This is a genomic window from Stenotrophomonas sp. SI-NJAU-1 (assembly GCF_020883215.1).
Lineage (GTDB): Bacteria > Pseudomonadota > Gammaproteobacteria > Xanthomonadales > Xanthomonadaceae > Stenotrophomonas > Stenotrophomonas indicatrix.
The window spans coordinates 3,249,603-3,268,475 of the sequence record NZ_CP086598.1 but is presented as its reverse complement, the minus strand read 5'-3'; the positions used below and the strand labels follow the sequence as shown (position 1 = coordinate 3,268,475).

General features: G+C 66.7%; 13 protein-coding genes. 9 read left to right on the top strand and 4 right to left on the bottom strand.

The genetic code is table 11. The features are described 5' to 3' along the window. The first annotated feature begins 71 nt into the window (after window positions 1-71). The 8 genes from acnD to pbpC all read left to right on the top strand — a co-directional run bounded on the left by acnD (window position 72) and on the right by pbpC (window position 14,163). Window positions 72-2,690 (top strand): Fe/S-dependent 2-methylisocitrate dehydratase AcnD, encoded by a 2,619-nt coding sequence (gene acnD / locus LMF57_RS14990; RefSeq protein ID WP_140225692.1) that lies wholly within the window; start codon window positions 72-74, stop codon window positions 2,688-2,690. Between the two features lie 101 nt (window positions 2,691-2,791). Then, entirely contained in the window at window positions 2,792-3,034 is a 243-nt protein-coding gene (locus LMF57_RS14985) for a type II toxin-antitoxin system ParD family antitoxin (protein ID WP_032976603.1), read from the top strand. Continuing rightward, the gene (locus tag LMF57_RS14980; RefSeq protein WP_208081385.1) at window positions 3,031-3,357 is read left to right on the top strand and encodes a type II toxin-antitoxin system RelE/ParE family toxin; all 327 of its coding nucleotides are present in this window, start codon (window positions 3,031-3,033) and stop codon (window positions 3,355-3,357) included. Before LMF57_RS14985 ends, LMF57_RS14980 begins: the two co-directional genes overlap by 4 nt. Further along, the gene (locus LMF57_RS14975; protein WP_208081384.1) at window positions 3,354-3,902 is read left to right on the top strand and encodes a hypothetical protein; all 549 of its coding nucleotides are present in this window, start codon (window positions 3,354-3,356) and stop codon (window positions 3,900-3,902) included. The genes LMF57_RS14980 and LMF57_RS14975 overlap by 4 nt, the downstream gene beginning before the upstream one ends. A 3-nt stretch (window positions 3,903-3,905) precedes the next feature. Beyond that, entirely contained in the window at window positions 3,906-5,084 is a 1,179-nt protein-coding gene (gene prpF, locus LMF57_RS14970) for a 2-methylaconitate cis-trans isomerase PrpF (RefSeq protein ID WP_229290133.1), read from the top strand. 102 nt (window positions 5,085-5,186) lie between these two features. Beyond that, entirely contained in the window at window positions 5,187-6,647 is a 1,461-nt protein-coding gene (locus tag LMF57_RS14965; protein WP_229290132.1) for a bifunctional 2-methylcitrate dehydratase/aconitate hydratase, read from the top strand. 174 nt (window positions 6,648-6,821) lie between these two features. Then, window positions 6,822-11,729 carry an alpha-2-macroglobulin gene (locus LMF57_RS14960; RefSeq protein WP_229290131.1) on the top strand — a complete coding sequence of 1,636 codons (4,908 nt, stop codon included), beginning with the start codon at window positions 6,822-6,824 and terminating at the stop codon, window positions 11,727-11,729. Between the two features lie 49 nt (window positions 11,730-11,778). Then, window positions 11,779-14,163, top strand: coding sequence for a penicillin-binding protein 1C (pbpC, locus tag LMF57_RS14955; RefSeq protein ID WP_117311031.1), 2,385 nt, complete (start codon window positions 11,779-11,781; stop codon window positions 14,161-14,163). Window positions 14,164-14,860: 697 nt separating this feature from the next. Here pbpC and LMF57_RS14950 read toward each other — a convergent pair. Together LMF57_RS14950 and LMF57_RS14945 are read right to left on the bottom strand one after the other, a co-directional pair. Then, a complete protein-coding gene (locus LMF57_RS14950) occupies window positions 14,861-15,442 on the bottom strand; it encodes a ferritin-like domain-containing protein (RefSeq protein ID WP_033831761.1) in 582 nt (193 codons plus the stop codon). 30 nt (window positions 15,443-15,472) lie between these two features. Further along, on the bottom strand, window positions 15,473-15,955 hold the full coding sequence (locus LMF57_RS14945; protein WP_025877032.1) for a peroxiredoxin: 483 nt from the start codon (window positions 15,953-15,955) through the stop codon (window positions 15,473-15,475). Between the two features lie 259 nt (window positions 15,956-16,214). Between LMF57_RS14945 and LMF57_RS14940 the strand changes: the two genes are divergently transcribed. Continuing rightward, window positions 16,215-17,105: a DnaJ C-terminal domain-containing protein gene (locus LMF57_RS14940; RefSeq protein WP_025877033.1), complete on the top strand. Its 891-nt coding sequence runs from the start codon at window positions 16,215-16,217 to the stop codon at window positions 17,103-17,105. A gap of 287 nt (window positions 17,106-17,392) precedes the next feature. Here the strand turns inward: LMF57_RS14940 and pilH are convergent, their stop codons facing one another. Beyond that, the gene (pilH, locus tag LMF57_RS14935) at window positions 17,393-17,764 is read right to left on the bottom strand and encodes a twitching motility response regulator PilH (RefSeq protein WP_005410644.1); all 372 of its coding nucleotides are present in this window, start codon (window positions 17,762-17,764) and stop codon (window positions 17,393-17,395) included. Window positions 17,765-17,852: 88 nt separating this feature from the next. Beyond that, window positions 17,853-18,848, bottom strand: a complete 996-nt coding sequence (locus tag LMF57_RS14930; protein WP_229290130.1) for a YhdH/YhfP family quinone oxidoreductase — start codon at window positions 18,846-18,848, stop codon at window positions 17,853-17,855. Between the last annotated feature and the right edge of the window lie 25 nt (window positions 18,849-18,873).

The following is an 18,873-nucleotide window of genomic DNA, read 5'->3' as shown; positions in this document are numbered from 1 at the left end:
CCCCGTGCCGGCCGGATGCCGTCACCGCCGTATTGCCGGCACCCGGCCCGCCACGAGCATTCCGCCAGCCCATGAATACCGATTACCGCAAGACCCTCCCCGGCGCCTCGCTGGACTATTTCGATGCGCGCGCCGCCGTCGACGCGATCCAGCCCGGTGCCTACGCCACGCTGCCGTACGTATCGCGCGTGCTGGCCGAGAACCTGGTGCGTCGCTGCGACCCGGCCACGCTGACCGATTCGCTGAAGCAGCTGATCGAGCGCCGTCGCGACCTGGACTTCCCGTGGTTCCCGGCGCGCGTGGTGTGCCATGACATCCTCGGCCAGACCGCGCTGGTGGATCTGGCGGGCCTGCGCGATGCGATCGCCGACAAGGGCGGTGATCCGGCCAAGGTCAACCCGGTGGTGCCGGTGCAGCTGATCGTCGATCACTCGCTGGCGGTGGAATGCGGTGGTTTCGATCCGCAGGCGTTCGAGAAGAACCGCGCCATCGAGGACCGCCGCAACGAGGACCGCTTCCACTTCATCGACTGGACCAAGCTGGCCTTCGAGAACGTGGACGTGATTCCGCCGGGCAACGGCATCATGCATCAGATCAATCTGGAGAAGATGTCGCCGGTGATCTACGTGCAGGACGGCGTCGCCTTCCCCGATACCTGCGTGGGCACCGACAGCCACACCCCGCATGTGGATGCGCTGGGCGTGATCGCCATCGGCGTGGGCGGCCTGGAAGCGGAGAACGTGATGCTGGGCCGTGCGTCGTGGATGCGCCTGCCGGACATCATCGGTGTCGAGCTGACCGGTCGGCCGCAGCCGGATATCACTGCCACCGACGTGGTGCTGGCCCTGACCGAATTCCTGCGCAAGGAGCGCGTGGTCGGCGCCTGGCTTGAATTCTTCGGCGAAGGTGCCGCTGCACTCACCATCGGTGATCGCGCCACCATCTCCAACATGTGCCCCGAATACGGCGCAACCGCCGCGATGTTCTACATCGACGGCCAGACCATCGACTACCTGCGCCTGACCGGTCGCGAGGAAAAGCAGGTCGCACTGGTTGAAAACTACGCGCGCAGCACCGGCCTGTGGGCCGATGACCTGGCCACTGCGGAATACGAGCGCGTGCTGCACTTCGATCTGTCGACGGTGGTGCGCAACATGGCCGGCCCGAGCAATCCGCATCGCCGCCTGCCGGTATCGGAACTGGTCGAGCGCGGCATCGCCGATGCCGCCAAGCTGGAAGCCGGCAAGGCCGAGCAGGCACAGGGCCTGATGCCCGATGGCGCGGTGATCATCGCTGCCATCACCAGCTGCACCAATACCTCCAACCCGCGCAACGTGATCGCCGCCGGCCTGCTGGCACGCAAGGCCAACGAGCGCGGCCTGCTGCGCAAGCCTTGGGTGAAGTCGTCGCTGGCACCCGGTTCCAAGGCAGTGCAGTTGTACCTGGAAGAAGCGGGCCTGCTGCCGGACCTGGAGAAGCTGGGCTTCGGCATCGTCGCCTTCGCCTGCACCACCTGCAATGGCATGAGCGGCGCGCTGGATCCGAAGATCCAGCAGGAAATCATCGACCGTGACCTGTACGCCACGGCGGTACTGTCGGGCAACCGCAACTTCGACGGCCGCATCCATCCATATGCGAAGCAGGCGTTCCTGGCCTCGCCGCCGCTGGTGATCGCCTACGCCATCGCCGGCACCATCCGCTTTGACATCGAGAAGGATGTGCTGGGTGTGGACACCGACGGCAACGAAGTGCGCCTGAAGGACATCTGGCCGAGTGACGCCGAGATCGATGCGGTGGTGAAGGCGGCGGTGAAGCCGGAGCAGTTCCGCAGCGTCTACAACCCGATGTTCAACGTACGCGTCGAACACGGCGCAGCGGTGAGCCCGCTGTACGACTGGCGCCCGCAGAGCACCTACATCCGTCGTCCGCCGTACTGGGAAGGTGCACTGGCCGGTGAGCGCTCGCTGGCCGGCATGCGTGCGCTGGCGGTGTTGCCCGACAACATCACCACCGACCACCTGTCGCCGTCCAACGCGATCCTGGCCTCGAGTGCGGCTGGCGAATACCTGGCGAAGATGGGCCTGCCGGAAGAGGACTTCAATTCCTACGCCACCCACCGCGGTGACCATCTGACCGCGCAGCGTGCCACCTTCGCCAACCCGAAGCTGTTCAACGAGATGGTGCGCAATGAAGACGGCAGCGTGAAACAGGGTTCGCTGGCGCGCGTCGAGCCGGAGGGCAAGGTGATGCGCATGTGGGAAGCGATCGAGACCTACATGGAGCGCAAGCAGCCGCTGATCATCATCGCCGGTGCCGACTACGGGCAGGGCTCTTCGCGTGACTGGGCCGCCAAGGGCGTGCGCCTGGCCGGCGTGGAGGCCATCGTTGCCGAAGGCTTCGAGCGCATCCACCGCACCAACCTGATCGGCATGGGCGTGCTGCCGCTGGAGTTCAAGCCGGGCACCACCCGCCTGACGCTGGGCATCGATGGCACCGAAACCTTCGACGTCATCGGTGAACGTACGCCGCGCGCCGAGTTGCGCGTGGTCATCCACCGCCGCGACGGCCAGGACGTGATCGTGCCGGTCACCTGCCGCCTGGACAGTGACGAGGAAGTGGCGATCTACGAGGCCGGTGGCGTGCTGCAGCGCTTCGCCCAGGACTTCCTGGAAGGCGCCAAGGTGGCGTGATGCCGGGCTGAATGCCTGCCCCCGGAGGTGGGGGGGCAGGCTTGTCCGACATCAGGGCAGGGCGCACACTGACTTGGCAAAAACTGCCAATGGAGAGTCTCATGGCCACCATGAACATTTCGCTGACCGATCCGCTCAAGCAGTTCGTGGACGAGGAAGTGCGCGAAGGCGGTTACTCCAGTACGTCGGATTACGTGCGCGACCTGATCCGGCAACGCCAGCGGAGCAAGGCCGAGGAGTTGCTCAAGAAGCTGATCGCCGAGGGGCTGGCATCCGGCCCTTCTGCGCCTCTGCCGCCCGATCACTTCGACAAGCTGCGTGAGCGTGCACGGAACCGCAAGTGAAACCCTCGCACTGGTCCCCTGCAGCGGTTCGAGATCTTGACCAGGCTGCAAGCTGGTATGGAGATCAAGGCGGAGAAGCATTGGAGATCGGCTTCGTCGATGCGGTGGAATCCGTGGTGAAGCTGATCGAAGCGCATCCCGGTGCAGGTTCCGCACTGCATGCGGATCTGCTGCCGACCCTCTCAGCGCCGTTGCGCTTTCATCCGGTTCGTCGCTTCGACGGCTATCTGGTCTATTACGTGGAGTTGCCTGCGCACGTTTTCATCGTGCGCATCTGGAATGCCCCCTGGGGGCTGGAAGCGCTGCTGGAGGACGGTTCGTGATCGTTGTGCGTTGCACTGCCAAAGTACTTTCCGCCTTTCGTTGTCCGCGTCGCCCGGAGGAACCGCCAGCCGGCAGGAATCCGTTGGGCGAGTGGTACGCCGACATCGAGTGGTGGCGCTCAATGCCAGTCATCATCATGCTGAACGCGGAAACAGGTGTGACACTTGTCCTGCCTGGCAATGTGAGGAACTTCAGGGAGCTGGAGGAAATCGCTGAATTCCAGTTTCTGGCACTGTGCAAGGTATGTGGCATTGAATCCCCGCTGGCGCAGGAAGAAGCCCGTCATCTGAAGAAGGGATTCATGTGCGCCACCACCCGCAGCCGAAGTCTGGTGGGCTCATTGCAGCAGCGGAAGTTCGAGCTGCTGCTAGGGCTGGAAGATGCGGATTGCACGATTTTTGAAATGGCGCAGAGCTTCTGGACCGGCCTCTTTCTTCCGCCGGGTGGCGCAAAGGGGTTGCACTATCGCAGGCCCATCGAGCTGCTTTCCAGTCGCTTTGCGGAGATTTCCGCCACAAATGATTCATCGCTTCCAGGAAATTGATCAATGACCTTCCTCCCGCAACTCCGTATTCCCGCCACCTACATGCGCGGCGGCACCAGCAAGGGCGTGTTCTTCCGCCTGCAGGACCTGCCTGAAGCCGCACAGGTGCCCGGTTCGGCACGCGATGCACTGCTGATGCGCGTGATCGGTTCGCCCGATCCGTATGGCAAGCAGACCGACGGCATGGGTGGGGCCACCTCCAGCACCAGCAAGTGCGTAATCATCTCCACCGCCTCGGTGCCGGATCACGACGTGGACTACCTGTATGGCCAGGTGTCGATCGATACCGCATTCGTGGACTGGAGCGGCAACTGCGGCAACCTCAGCACCGCCGTTGGTTCGTTCGCGATCGCCAACGGCCTGATCGATCCGGCCCGCGTGCCGCGCGATGGCCTGTGCACCGTGCGCATCTGGCAGGCCAACATCGGCAAGACCATCATCGCCCATGTGCCGATGCGCGATGGGCAGGTGCAGGAGATCGGCGATTTCGAGCTGGATGGCGTGACCTTCCCGGCTGCCGAGATCCAGCTGGAATTCCTCGATCCGTCCGACGATGGTGACGCCGGTGCGATGTTCCCCACCGGCAATCTGGTCGATACGCTGGACGTCCCGGGCGAGGGTAGTTTCGAAGTGACGATGATCACCGCCGGCATCCCGACCATCTTCCTCAACGCCGCCGACCTCGGTTACACCGGCACCGAACTGCAGCCGGCGATCAATGAAGACAAAGCGGCGCTGGAGCGTTTCGAGAAGATCCGTGCCTACGGCGCGCTGCGCATGGGCTTGATCCAGAAACTGGAAGACGCAGCGACCCGCCAGCACACGCCGAAGGTAGCCTTCGTCGCCCCCGCGCAGGATTACGTGTCGTCCAGCGGCAAGGCGATCCCGGCCGCGGACATCGATCTGCATGCCCGCGCGCTGTCGATGGGCAAGCTGCACCACGCGATGATGGGCACCGCTGCAGTAGCGATCGGTACCGCCGCGGCGATCCCCGGCACGCTGGTCAATCGTGCTGCTGGCGGCGGCGAGCGCGAGGCCGTGACCTTCGGGCATCCGTCGGGCACGTTGCGCGTGGGTGCGCAGGCCGCACTCGTTGACGGCCAGTGGACGGTGTCCAAGGCCATCATGAGCCGCAGCGCCCGCGTGCTGATGGAAGGCAAGGTGCGGGTGCCGGCCGAATAGTGCTCTGGTAGATGCCGACCTTGGTTGGCATGCAAGCGCCAACCAAGGTTGGCGACTACCGGGACGCGCGGCCTGACCTGCTTTCCGGCGAGGAGATCGATAATGTCCGACAGCCACACCCCATCCAACACCCGTGCAGCCTGGGATGCGCTGCTGGTGGACATCGTCGACTACGTGCGTGACACGCGCATCGACTCGCCGCTGGCGTTCCAGACCGCGCATCACTGCCTGCTCGACACGCTTGGCTGCGGGTTGGAGGCGCTGTCCTTCCCCGCCTGCAGCAAGCTGCTGGGCCCGCTGGTGCCGGGTATCAGCGTGGCCAATGGCGCGCGCGTTCCCGGCACCAACTTCGTGCTCGATCCGGTGCAGGCGGCTTTCAACATCGGCGCGATGGTGCGCTGGCTGGATTTCAACGACACCTGGCTGGCCGCAGAGTGGGGCCACCCCTCGGACAACCTCGGTGGCATCCTCGCCGTGGCCGACTGGCTTGGCCGCAACGCGGCCGCGTTGAGACGCCCGCCGCCGACCGTGCATGACGTGCTGCTGGCGATGATCAAGGCGCACGAGATCCAGGGCGTGCTGGCGTTACGCAACTCTTTCAACCGGGTCGGCCTGGATCACGTGCTGCTGGTCAAGGTGGCCACCACCGCCGTCGTCGCGCAGATGCTGGGCCTGGACCGCGAGCGGATGCTCAATGCGGTGTCGCTGGCCTGGGTGGATGGACAGGCGCTGCGCACCTACCGGCATGCGCCCAATACCGGTTCGCGCAAAAGCTGGGCGGCCGGTGATGCGACCAGCCGTGGCGTACGCCTGGCGCTGATGGCCGCCACCGGCGAGATGGGCTACCCCAGCGTGCTCAGTGCACCGACCTGGGGCTTCGAAGCGGTATCGATGCATGGCCAGGCGCTGACCCTCGGCCGCCCCTTCGGCAGCTACGTGATGGAGAACGTGCTGTTCAAGATCAGTTTCCCGGCCGAATTCCACGGGCAGACGGCGGTGGAGGCGGCGATCATCCTGCACCAGCAGCTGCGCGCGCAGGGGCGAACGGCCGAGGACATCGAACACATCGCGATCCGTACCCAGGAAGCCTGCATCCGCATCATCGACAAGCAGGGGCCGCTGCACAACCCGGCTGACCGCGATCACTGCGTACAGTACATGGTGGCCATCGCGCTGCTGCATGGGCGGCTGGTGGCCGAGGATTACGAGGACGACATGGCGGCCGATCCGCGCATCGACGCGCTGCGCGCGAAGATGACCTGCCATGAAGACCCGCAGCTCAGCGCCGACTACCTGGACCCGGACAAGCGCAGCATCGCCAACGGGCTGACGGTGCGCTTCAACGACGGCAGCGCGCTGCCGGAGGTGCTGGTGGAGTACCCGCTGGGCCACGCACGCCGGCGCGCAGAGGGTATCCCGCTGCTGATGGACAAGTTCCGTCGGCACCTGGCGCATCGCTTCCCCACCGCACAGCAGCAGCGCATCCTGGCCGCCTCGCTGGATCCGGTGGCGCTGGCGGCGATGCCGGTGACCGACTACGTGGACCTGTACCTGCCGGGGTAGGGGCGCTTTGGTAGGTGCCAACCCTGGTTGGCATGGGCCCAACGCCAACCGGGGGCGGCGGCTACCCCGCCGGGCATGGCCCGGCGCTACCGTTCCGATGCATTCCTGCCGAATCCGCGTCAACGCCTTGACGCGACGCGCCTATAATGGCCACCTCGATCAAGGAGTGACGACATGAGCGGTCCGGCACGGCGGATGCGGTGGGGATGGACGGCAGCATTGCTGGCAGGAGGCCTGTTGCTGGGCCTGGCCGGTTGCCGCAACGACAGCGGGCAGCTGCCAAAGGCCAGCGGCGAAGCCATCGCCACCAAGGCCGAGCAGGTGAAGGAGTTCACCCTGCTGCGCGCCTACCCGGACCAGAAGAGTGAAGGCCTGTCGCTGGCGCTGGAGTTCTCGCGCCCGCTGGTCGGCACCCAGGACTTCGACAAGCTGGTGCGCTTCGAAGAGAAGGTCGGCAACGATGACAGCAGCTGGACCCTGTCCGATGACGGCCTGACCCTGCGCTATCCCTTCGTCGAAGCCGGCAAGGAATTCAGCCTGGTGGTCTCGCCGGACCTGCTGGCCGCTGATGGCAGCCGCTTGGGCAAGGAACTGAAGCAGAAGGTCTTCAGCGGCGAGCTGAAGCCGGTGGCCGGTTTCGCCTCGCAGGGCAGCGTGCTGCCGGCCAAGGACAGCCGCGGCCTGCCGGTGGTGTCGGTGAATGTGCCGGAGGTCGATGTCGAGTTCCTGCGCGTGCGCGAAAAGGATCTGCCGACCTTCTTCAGCCAGTACCAGCGCGGTGGTCGCCGTGGCAGCTGGGAACTGAGCAGCGACTACGAGCGCAGCCCGATCAACAAGCTGGCCGAACCGGTCTACGTCAACCGCTTCATCCTGGGCGGCAAGCAGAACGAGCGGGTGCTGACCTACCTGCCGACCCAGGACATCAAGGAACTGCAGGAGCCGGGGCTGTATTTCGCCCTGCTCAAGCGCACCGGTGACTATGAGGGCGAGTTCGATACCGCGTTCTTCTCGGTCAGCGACATCGGCCTGCACACCCGCGCGTACAAGGACAAGCTGTTCGTCCATACCGCCGCGCTGAAGGACGGTGCGTCGCTGAAGGGCATCGACCTGCGCGTGCTCGATGCCAAGGGCGAAGTGGTGCTGAAGGGCAGTACCGACAGCAATGGCAATGCGCTGCTGAACTACACCCTGGATGCCACCCACGTGCTGGTGGCAAGCAGCGGCAAGGACACCAGTTTCCTGCCCTTCAACCAGCCGGCGCTGGACCTGAGCGAGTTCGCCGTGGCCGGCCGTGACAACGCCTGGTTCGATGTCTATGCCTGGTCGGGCCGCGACCTGTACCGCCCGGGTGAGACGGTGCGCCTGTCGGCGCTGCTGCGCGACAACGACGGCAAGCCGATCAAGAGCCAGCCGGTGTTCCTGCGCCTGAAGCAGCCCGATGGCAAGACCTTCCGCGAAACCCGCGTGCAGCCGGGCGAACAGGGCTACATCAACTTCGAGCAGACCATTCCCGCCGAGGCGCCGACCGGGCGCTGGCAGGTGGAGTTCCGCACCGACCCGGCCAGCAAGGAAGCGATCCAGGGCATGACCCTGCGCATCGAAGAGTTCCTGCCCGAGCGCATGAAGCTGGACCTGGACAGCGCGCAGAAGACGCTGAAGCCGGGTGAAGACCTGCGTCTACAGGCCAACGGCGCCTATCTGTACGGTGCCCCGGCCGATGGCAACCGCTTCACCGCGCGCATGGCGGTGGCCGCCGAGCTGAAGCCGGTGGAGGGCCTGCCGGGCTACTTCTTCGGCGACCCGACCCTGCAGCTGCCGCGCGAAGCCAAGGATGTGATCGATACCACGCTGCCGGCCAATGGTCAGCTGCGCGAAGACGTGTCGTTGCCGGAAGAGGCGACCAAGGCGAAGGCGCCGATCGCGGTGGTGCTGTCCGGCAGCCTGTATGAAACCGGTGGCCGCACGGTCACCCGCACCCTGAAGCGGGTGGTATGGCCGGCCGCCGCACTGGTCGGCGTGCGCCCGTTGTTCAATCCGGACGACGGCGCTGATTCCAACGGCAACGCGCGGTTTGAACTGATGCGCGTGGATGCGGCCGGCAAGCCGCAGCCGGCCAAGGGCCTGAAGATCACCCTGGTGCGCGAGCTGCGCGACTACCACTGGACCTTCAACGACAACCGCTGGGACTACGATTTCACCCGCCGCTTCGAAAACAAGGAAACCCGTACCGTCGATGCCGGCGGCAGCGCGGTGGCCTTCGACTTCCCGGTGGAGTGGGGCGAGTACCGGGTGGACGTGTTCGATCCGTCCACCGGCCTGACCAGCCGTTATCCGTTCCGCGCCGGCTGGAGCTGGGGCGATGACAACCGTGGCCTCGATGCCCGCCCGGACAAGGTCAAGCTGGGCCTGGACAAGACCGGCTACAAGGCCGGCGATACCCTGGAAGTGACGGTGACCCCGCCGCATGCCGGCAAGGGCGTGCTGATGGTCGAGACCGACCGCATGCTGTACGTGCAGGACATCGACGCCAAGCCCGGTGCCACCCACAAGATCCCGGTCACCGCAGACTGGGAGCGCCACGACGTCTACATCACCGCGCTGGTGTTCCGCGGTGGCAGTGCGCCGAGCAAGATCACCCCGGCCCGCGCGGTGGGCGTGGTGCACGTGCCGATGGACCGCAAGGGCCGCACCGTGGCCGTCGGCCTGGCCGCGCCCAAGCAGATGCGACCGGAGCAGGACCTGCCAGTGACGGTCAGCGCACCGCAGCTGGCCGGCAAGGTCGCCCACGTCACTGTTTCGGCCGTGGACGTGGGCATTCTCAACATCACCCGCTTCCCGGTGCCCGATGCCGGCGCGCACTTCTTCGCCCAGCGCCGCCTCGGCATCGATGCCTATGACATCTACAGCCGGGTGATCGAGAGCTTCGACGGCGGCAGTGGCAAGCTGAAGTTCGGCGGCGACATGGCGCTGCAGGCGTTGCCGCAGGCCAAGCGGCCGACCGCGCGCGTGCAGACCGTGGACCTGTTCTCCGGCCCGGTGCAGCTCGATGCCAAAGGCATTGCCCGCATCCGCCTGAAAGTGCCGGATTTCAATGGCACCCTGCGGGTGTCGGCGCTGGTCTACAGCGATGACCAGTACGGCAAGCGCGATGTGGAAACCGTGGTGCGCGCACCGCTCCTGGCCGAGGCCAGCATGCCGCGCGTGCTCGCCCCGGGCGACCGCAGTACGGTGACGCTGGACGTGCAGAACTTCACCGGCAAGCCCGGTCAGTTCAACGTGCGCGTGGACAGCGAAGGCCCGCTCAGCCTGGGCGAAGGCACGCGCAGCGTGCAGCTCAATGCCGATGCTAAGACCACGTTGAGCTTCCCGTTGTCGGCGCGCGAGGGCCACAGCGTGGCCAAGGTGCGCGTGCGTGTGGATGGCAACGGCTTCAAGGCCGACCGCCGCTACGATCTGCCGGTACGCGCGGCGTGGCCGCAGGTACTGCGCTCGCAGGTGCGCACGCTCGATCCGCTGGCGGCGGTGAGCCTGGATGGCAGCCTGATGGACGGGCTGATGTCCGAATCGGTCAATGCTCGCCTGCTGGTCAGCCCGCTGCCGCCGATCCCGTTCGCCAGCGCGCTGCAGGGCGCGTTGAACTATCCGTACGGCTGTGCCGAACAGACCACCAGCAAGGGCTACGCCGCGCTGATCCTGGACCAGGCCACGTCGTCCATGCTCGGCGCTGACGGTCTGGACGCGAAGACCCGCCGCGAGCGCATGGAAGGTGCGTTCGGTCGCCTGGCGTCGATGCAGGTGGCCAACGGCAACTTCTCGATGTGGGGTGACGACGGCTATGTGAACCCGTGGCTGACGCCGTACATCGCCGAGTTCCTGCTCGATGCCAAGGACGGTGGCTTCGCGGTGCCGGACAACGTGCTGCAGAAGGCGCTGAACCGCCTGAGCGAAGACCTGCTGTCCGGTGGCAACCAGTTCTACGGCCAGGAAAAGCGCGAGAGCCTGAAGTTCGCCAACCAGGCGTACTCGGGTTACGTGCTGGCCCGCGTCAACCGCGCGCCGCTGGGTACCCTGCGCACGCTGTACGACAACGAACGCAGCAAGGCCGTGGGTGGCCTGTCGCTGGTGCACCTGGGCGTGGCGCTGTCGCTGCAGGGCGATGCCAAGCGCGGCCAGGCGGCCCTCGCGGCGGGCTTTGCCAAGTCCAGCAGCGAACGCCCGTCGTACTTCGGCGACTACGGCAGTGCCGTACGTGACGATGCGCTGATGATCGCGCTGACCCACGAGAACAAGCTGGCCAAGCCGGCATGGGATGCACGCGCGGTCGATCTTGGCCGTGGCCTGGATGCGCGCCGCAGCAGTGGCTGGATGTGGCTGAGCACGCAGGAACAGGTGGCCATCGCCCGCCTCGGCAAGGCACTGGCCGCCAACCAGCAGGCGCTGGTGGCCGGTGAGCTGGTGATCGGTGGCAACAGCGAGGCCATCGGCGAACGCAAGCTGTTTGGCCGCAACTTCGATGCGGGGCAGCTGGCTGCGGGCGTGCGCTTCACCCCGCAGGGACAGCCGCCGATGTTCGCCAGCATCGACGTGGCCGGCATTCCGCGCAGCGCGCCGGCACCGGACAACAGCGTGATCGGCGTGGAGCGAAGCTACTTCGGCACCGATGGCAAGCCGTGGTCGCCGCGTCCGCTGAAGGAAGGTGAAGCGCTGATCGTGCGGGTCACCATCACCGCCGACAGCGAGATGCCCGATGCGCTGCTGACCGACCTGCTGCCGGCAGGCCTGGAGATCGAGAACCTCAACCTGGGCGATGCCAAGCAGTGGGCCGATGTGGTGGTCGATGGCATCACCATCAGCGACCGCAGCGAAGCGGCCGATACCAAGCACGAAGAGTTCCGCGATGACCGCTACGTGGCGGCGCTGAAGCTCTCGCGTGGCAGCAAGGCCAACGTGTTCTACCTGGTGCGTGCGGTCACTCCGGGTACCTACACGGTGCCGCCGTCGCTGGTGGAGGACATGTACCGGCCGCAGCTGCGTGGCGTCGGCCGCAGCAACCCGACCACGCTGACGGTGGTACAGCCGTGACCGCGCGGACGGGCCGCGACGGCGCGGCCCGTCCCACTGGATGCCGTGGATGAAGGTGGAATCGCTGAAAACGCGGCTGCCGCGCCTGCGGCAGCGGCTGCAACCGCTGTGGCCGTGGCTGCGCTGGGGCATGGCGGCGTTGCTGGCGCTGCTGCTGGTGCTGGATTTCGCCTTCCCGCCGCCGTTGCCCCGGCAACGCGACACCAGCACGCTGGTCGTCGCCGCTGACGGCAGCCCGATGCGGGCGTTCGCCGATGCCGAGGGCGTGTGGCGCTATCCGGCGTCGGTCGACAGCGTGTCGCCGCTGTACCTGCAGGCGCTGCTGACCTACGAGGATCGCTGGTTCTGGCAGCACCCGGGCATCAATCCGCTGGCGATCCTGCGTGCCGGTGGGCAGCTGCTGCGGGGTGGCCGCATCGTCTCCGGAGGCTCGACCCTGACCATGCAGGTGGCGCGCATTCTCGATCCGCATACGCGCACGCCCTGGGGCAAGCTGAAGCAGATGCTGCGTGCGGTGCAGCTTGAGGTGCACCTGTCCAAGCGCGAGATCCTCGCGTTGTATCTGGAGCGCGCGCCCTACGGCGGCACCATCGAAGGCGTGGAGGCGGCCAGCTGGGCCTACCTGGGTAAGCCGGCCGCGCAGCTTTCGCATGCCGAGGCCGCGTTGCTGGCGGTACTGCCACAGGCACCCAGCCGTCTGCGCCCGGATCGTCATCCCGAAGCTGCGCAGAAGGCACGCGACAAGGTGCTGGCGCGCATGGCCGAGCTCGGCGCATGGACGCCGGAGGAAGTGGAAGATGCGCGCATCGAGAACGTGGTCGCACGCTCGCTGCGTCCACCGCTGCATGCGGCACTGCTGGCCCAGCGCCTGCACTCGGCGCATCCGGGGCAGGCGCGGATCCAGAGCAGCATCGACATCGGCCTGCAGCGCACCCTGGAAGAGCGCGTGGCCAGCTATTTCTCCACGCTGCCCGAGCGCACCTCCGCCGCACTGCTGGTGGTCGACAACCAGACCCTGCAGGCGCGTGCGTATGTCGGCACGCTGTCTTTCGGTGATCGGCAACGGCTGGGCCACGTGGACATGGTGCAGGCGTGGCGCTCGCCGGGCTCCACCCTGAAGCCGTTCCTGTATGCCATGGCACTCGATGATGGCCTGATCCATTCCGAGAGCCTGCTGGTGGATGCGCCGCAGAGCTTCGGCAGCTATCGGCCAGGCAACTTCGACATGGCCTTCAACGGCCCGGTCAGTGCTGCCAGTGCGCTGCGCCTGTCGCTGAACGTGCCGTCGGTCGACCTGCTGCAGCGGGTAGGTGCGGCACGCTTCGCCGCGCGCCTGTCGCACGCTGGCATCCAGTTGCGCTTCCCGCCGGGCAGTTCGCCCAATCTGTCGCTGATCCTCGGCGGCACCGGCGCGCGGCTGGAAGACCTGGTCGGTGCGTTCGCTGCGCTCAACCGCAACGGCATTGCCGGCCGCGTGCGCTACACCGATGACGAACCGATGATCGAGCGGCGGCTGGCTTCGCCCGGTGCCAGCTGGATCGTGCGCGAGATGCTGGAATCGAATCCGCGCCCGGGGTACGGCGTTGGCACGTTCGACGTTGGCGGGCGGCCGCGCGTGGCCTGGAAGACCGGAACCAGCTATGGCTACCGCGATGCGTGGGCGATCGGCAGTACCCGCCACTACACCGTGGGCGTGTGGGTGGGGCGCCCCGATGGCACGCCGTTGCCGGGGCAGTACGGCGCGGTCACCGCCTTGCCGTTGATGTTCGAGGTGGTCGACAGCCTGCCACGCCAACGCGGCGATGCGGCGGCCGCGCCGATGCCGGCCGGCGTGACCCAGGCAGACATCTGCTGGCCAACTGGAGAACTGGCCGAAGGGTTGCCAGCGGCACTCTGCCAGCGACGCCTGTCGGCCTATCTGCTGGACGGTGCGGCACCGCCGACGTTCCCCGAACGCGAGGCACGGCGATGGCAGCCTGGCCGCCAACGCTACCTGGCTGACGCGCGCACCGGACTGCGCGTATCAGCTGACTGCAGCGCGCCGCACGAGGAAGTCGCGCGGGAAATCGCGCGATGGCCGGCGCTGTTGTCACCCTGGCTGCCCAAGGCCACCCGCGATGCCTCACAGCTTCCCGCGCTGTCGCCGGACTGTCGCGATGATGGCCGCGAGGCCAGTGTGGCCCTGCATATCGATGGCCTCAACGAAGGCGCAACGCTGGCGCGTGCACCCAATGCCGAACATGGCGTACGCCTGCAGCTGCGCGCATTGGGCAGCGAACAGGCCGTGGACTGGCTGCTGGATGGTCGATGGATCGCGCAGACGCGCGGTGCGCAGCTGATGCAGCGCGAGTTCGCCGATCCGGGCGCGCATACGTTGACCGCGCTGGCTGCCGACGGCGCCTGGACGCAGGTACGGTTCAACGTGCTGCGGTAGCGCCGGGCCATGCCCGGCGGATGTCACGTGATCGGGCACCCACCCGCCGGGTACGGACAGGCGCTACCGGTCCACCATGACCCGGTAGGCGCCAACCTTGGTTGGCATGCGCAGACGCTGCCCACCAAGGTGGGCATCTACCAGGGCGTTAGCCGGGCATGGCCCGGCGCTACCGGTCCACCATGACCCGGTGGATGCCAACCTTGGCTGGCAAGCGCAGAAGTCGCCCACCAAGGTGGGCAACCACCAGGGCGTTCGCCGGGCATGGCCCGGCGCTACCGGTCCACCATGACCCGGTGGATGCCAACCTTGGCTGGCAAGCGCAGACGCTGCCCACCAAGGTGGGTATCTACCAGGGCATTCGCCGGGCATGGCCCGGCGCTACCGGTCCACCGTGACCCGGTAGGTGCCAACCTCGGTTGGCACGCGCAGAAGTCGCCCACCAAGGTGGGCATCTACCAGGGCGTTCGCTGGCATGGTCCGGCGCTACCGGTCCGCCATGCCCCGGTAGGTGCCAAGCTCGGTTGGCACGCGCAGAAGTCGCCCACCAAGGTGGGCAACCACCAGGGCGTTCGCCGGGCATTGCCCGGCGCTACGGGTCCACCATGACCCGGTAGATGCCAACCTTGGTTGGCACGCGCGGAAGCCGCCCACCAAGGTGGGTATCTATCAGGGCGTTAGCTGGCGCGGTGCGGCGCTACTCCCCGATCCAGCCATCCAGCAGGTCGGCGAACTCATCGGCGTGCTCCTCCTCCTGCGCCAGGATCTCCTCCAGGATGCGCTTGGTGGTGGTATCGCTGTCGCCGATGAAGTTGATCATCTCGCGGTAGCTGTCGATGGCGATGCGCTCGGCCACCAGATTTTCGCGGACCATGTCGCGCAGGTCGCTGCCTTCCTTGTATTCGGCGTGCGAGCGTGCGGTCAGCGTGTCCGGATTGAGGTCAGGCTCGCCGCCGAGCTGGACGATGCGTTCGGCCAGCTTGCCGGCGTGCGCCTGCTCCTGCTGTGCGTGTTCGAGGAACTCGCCCTTGACCGCATCGGCCAGCATGCCCTTGGCCATGAAGTAGTGCCGGTAGTAGCGCAGCACGCATACATATTCGGTGGCCAGCGCGTCGTTGAGCAGCTTGATCACCACCTTGCGGTCGGCGCTGTAGCTGTCGGTGATCGCTCCGTCTTCGATGTTCTTCCGTGCCCGCTCGCGCAGGGTCTGGCGATCACTGATGCCAGCGACCTTGGCGGAAGGGGAGGTGTTGCTGGCTTTGGCTGGCTTGTTGGACATGGCTGGCCGGTTTCCTCTGCAGTCAGGGTTTCAGGTGGGCAGGTGATCCAGTACGTAGTCGGCTGACGACACCTCGAACTGGCCGGGCTCCTCGATCCAGGCCGCGCGCACTGTGCCGTCCACCACGTACAGGGCAAAGCGACGCGAACGCGTGCCCATGCCGGATGAACTTGCATCCAGTTCCAGGCCAAGTGCACGGGTCAGTTCGGCATTGCCGTCGGACAACATCAGCAGACCGTCGGGTACGTGCTGGTCGGTGGCCCAGGCTTTCATCACGAACGGGTCGTTGACCGCCACGCAGTAGACATCGATGCCGCGATGGCGGAACGCCTCGAACTTTTCCACGTACCCGGGCAGGTGCCGGGCCGAGCAGGTGGGGGTGAACGCACCGGGCACGGCGAACAGCACCACCTTGCGCCCGTCGAACAGGGCGTGGGTATCGAGGGTCTCGATGCCTTCGCGGATGCGCTTGAGGGTGACTTCCGGAATACGGTCGCCGACATGGATGGTCATGGGAACTCCTTGCTGGGTCAGGGTAGGGGCCAGGAGGGGACGGACGCGTCAAGACATTGGAAAACCCATGTATACACCCCATCTCCGTTGTCCGCGGCGGGCGGTCAGCCACAGCATGGGGCCGGGCGATGGCAGGCGCATTGCGCTGGATCAGTCGGCCTCACCGTTGCCGCACGACCGGCGGCGTAGCATCGCCGGCGCGTAGAATGAACCCGGGGCGGCGCTCACCGGCGCGGCCGAAGCGAATCGAGGTAGCTGGATGGAATTCAAGGATTATTACGCCACCCTGGGGGTGGAACCGAGCGCGGGCGAGGCGGAAATCAAGACCGCCTATCGCCGGCTGGCACGCAAGTACCACCCGGACGTCAGCAAGGAGGCCGGGGCCGAGGACAAGTTCAAGGCCATCAACGAGGCCTACGAGGCGTTGCGTGATCCCGAGAAGCGCGCGGCCTACGACCAGTTGCGCGCGCAGGGCTATCGCCCGGGCGAGGAATTCAACGTGCCGCCGAACTACGGCGGTGGTGGTTTCAATTTCGAGGAAGTGTTCGGCGGCGGTGGCCCCAACGGTGGTTTCAGCGACTTCTTCGAGAGCCTGTTCGCGCGCCAGCGCGGCGGCCAGGGTGCAGGCCCGGGCCCGGGCTTCAGCAGCCATGGCCATGCGCCCAACCGCGATACCCGGGCCAAGTTGTCGGTACCGCTGGAGGCGGCCTACAACGGCGACAGCCTGCGCATTACCGTCAACGGCAAGCAGCTGGATGTGCGCGTGCCCAAGGGCATCCGCCCCGGGCAGGTGATCCGCCTGGCCGGGCAGGGCAACCACGGCGGCAACCTGCTGCTGGAAGTAGAGTACGCCGCCCATCCGCAGTTCGAGGTCGACGGCCGCAACATCCTGTACACGCTGCCGGTCACACCGTGGCAGGCCGCGTTGGGCACCAGCATCAGCGTGCCGACCCTGGGCGGCGCGGTGGAACTGAAGATTCCGGCCGATTCCGACGCAGGTCGCAAGCTGCGGCTGCGTGGGCGCGGCTTGCCGGGCAGTCCGGAGGGTGACCAGATCGTCGAGCTGGAGATTGTCGCCCCGGCGGCGACGGACGACGCGCAGAAGAAGGCCTATCGGAATCTGGCCAAGGCGTTTGGCGAAACGATCTGAAATTCGCTTCGGTGGGTGCGGGCCTCGGTCCGCACGCCCTGCGGTAGTGCCGGCCGCTGGCCGGCAGAGGCGTGCCAACCAAGGTTGGCACCTACCAGAGCAGAGGCGTGCCAACCAAGGTCGGCACCTGCCAGAGCAGAGGCGTGCCAACGAAGGTTGGCACCTGCCAGAGCAGAGGCGTGCCAACCAAGGTTGGCACCTGCCAGAGCAGCGGCGTGCCAACCAAGGTTGGCACCTACCAGAGCAGCGGCGTGCCAACCAAGGTTGGCACCTACCGGAGCGGTGTGTCAGCCCTGACCGGCAAATACCCGTTCCAGCACCTCGGACAGTTCGTCTTCCGAGAACGGCTTGGTGATGTAGGCCTTGGCGCCCTGGCGCATGCCCCACATGCGGTCGGTGTCCTGGTCCTTGGTGGTCACCAGGATCACCGGAATGTGCCGGGTCGCCTCATCGCGGGCGAGCGTGCGGGTCGCCTGGAAGCCATTGAGGTTGGGCATCACCACGTCCATCAACACCAGGTCGGGCAGCTCGGCCTTGGCAGTCTCCACCCCGGCCGCACCATCGGTGGCGGTCAGGATCTGGTGCCCGAGCTTCTCGACGATGCGCTGTATCCCCAACAGCTGCGACGGTGAGTCGTCGACGATCAGAATGCGTGCCATGTTGTTCCCCATGTGATGCCGGAAGTGTAGTGCCGGCATCCTGTTGGCGGGAGGGCGACAGCTGCCGTCCGTCGCCTGCCTGCGACGTTCAGTCGATCCGCACCACCGTGCGGCCAAGCGAGCCGCCCGCCAGCATGCGATCGAACACCGCAGGCAGACCGTCCAGACCGACTTCGGCGGTGCAGATGCGGTCCAGGTGCTGCGGTTTCCACGCGTCACCCAAGCGTGCCCACACTTCTTCGCGCAGCGCGCGGGGGGCATTGGCGGACGAAACGCCGAGCAGCGAGACACCGCGCAGGATGAAGGGCATCACGGTCATGTCCAGCGTCGGGCTGGCGGCCAGTCCCGCACTGACCACGCTGCCGTAAGGCACGGTCTGGGCCAGCAGACTGGCGAGCATCGTCCCACCGGCGTTGTCCAGGCCGCCGCCGAAGCGTGCCGACTGCAGCGGCCCGGTGTCGGCAAGTGCATCGCGCGGCAACACCTCGGCAGCACCGATGTCGCGCAGGAAGTCGCTCTGCTCGGGCTTGCCGCTGATCGCGTGCACGGCATAGCCGGCGCGACTGAAGATGTCCACCGCCAGGGCACCGACCCCGCCGCTGGCGCCGGTGACCGCCAGTGGCCCAAGCTCGGGCGTCTGCCGGTTGTCCTGCAGGCGCAGCAGCGCCAGCGCGGCGGTGAAGCCGGCGGTGCCCAGCACCATCGCCTCGCGCGGGCTCAGCCCGGCCGGCTGGGCGATGACCGCGCTCGATTCCAGTCGCACGTACTGGCTGTAGCCGCCATCACGGGTTTCGCTGAGGCCGCAACCGGTGGCCAGCACGGCATCGCCCTCGCGCCAGGCCGGATCGGTGGAGGCGACCACCGTGCCGGCCACGTCGATCCCGCCCACCAGCGGGAAGCGGCGCACGATGCGGCCTTTGCCGGTGCCGGCCAGGGCATCCTTGTAGTTGACCGAGGACCAGTGGGCGCGGATCAGCACCTGGCCGGGGTTGAGGTCGTCCAGACGCAGCGGGACCAGGCCGCTGCGGTAGCCGGCGTCGTCTTTTTCGATGCGGAAGGCGGTGAACGGGGTGGTGGGGGCCATCGGCGTTGCCTGACTTCGAGGAAAA

Coding starts and splice junctions, on each gene's coding strand:
- LMF57_RS14985 (WP_032976603.1), top strand. CDS start 2,792: ATGGCCACCATGAACATTTCGCTGACCGATCCGCTCAAGCAGTTCGTG.
- pilH (WP_005410644.1), bottom strand. CDS start 17,764: ATGGCACGCATTCTGATCGTCGACGACTCACCGTCGCAGCTGTTGGGG.
- LMF57_RS14965 (WP_229290132.1), top strand. CDS start 5,187: ATGTCCGACAGCCACACCCCATCCAACACCCGTGCAGCCTGGGATGCG.
- LMF57_RS14930 (WP_229290130.1), bottom strand. CDS start 18,848: ATGGCCCCCACCACCCCGTTCACCGCCTTCCGCATCGAAAAAGACGAC.
- acnD (WP_140225692.1), top strand. CDS start 72: ATGAATACCGATTACCGCAAGACCCTCCCCGGCGCCTCGCTGGACTAT.
- pbpC (WP_117311031.1), top strand. CDS start 11,779: ATGAAGGTGGAATCGCTGAAAACGCGGCTGCCGCGCCTGCGGCAGCGG.
- prpF (WP_229290133.1), top strand. CDS start 3,906: ATGACCTTCCTCCCGCAACTCCGTATTCCCGCCACCTACATGCGCGGC.
- LMF57_RS14940 (WP_025877033.1), top strand. CDS start 16,215: ATGGAATTCAAGGATTATTACGCCACCCTGGGGGTGGAACCGAGCGCG.
- LMF57_RS14960 (WP_229290131.1), top strand. CDS start 6,822: ATGAGCGGTCCGGCACGGCGGATGCGGTGGGGATGGACGGCAGCATTG.
- LMF57_RS14950 (WP_033831761.1), bottom strand. CDS start 15,442: ATGTCCAACAAGCCAGCCAAAGCCAGCAACACCTCCCCTTCCGCCAAG.
- LMF57_RS14945 (WP_025877032.1), bottom strand. CDS start 15,955: ATGACCATCCATGTCGGCGACCGTATTCCGGAAGTCACCCTCAAGCGC.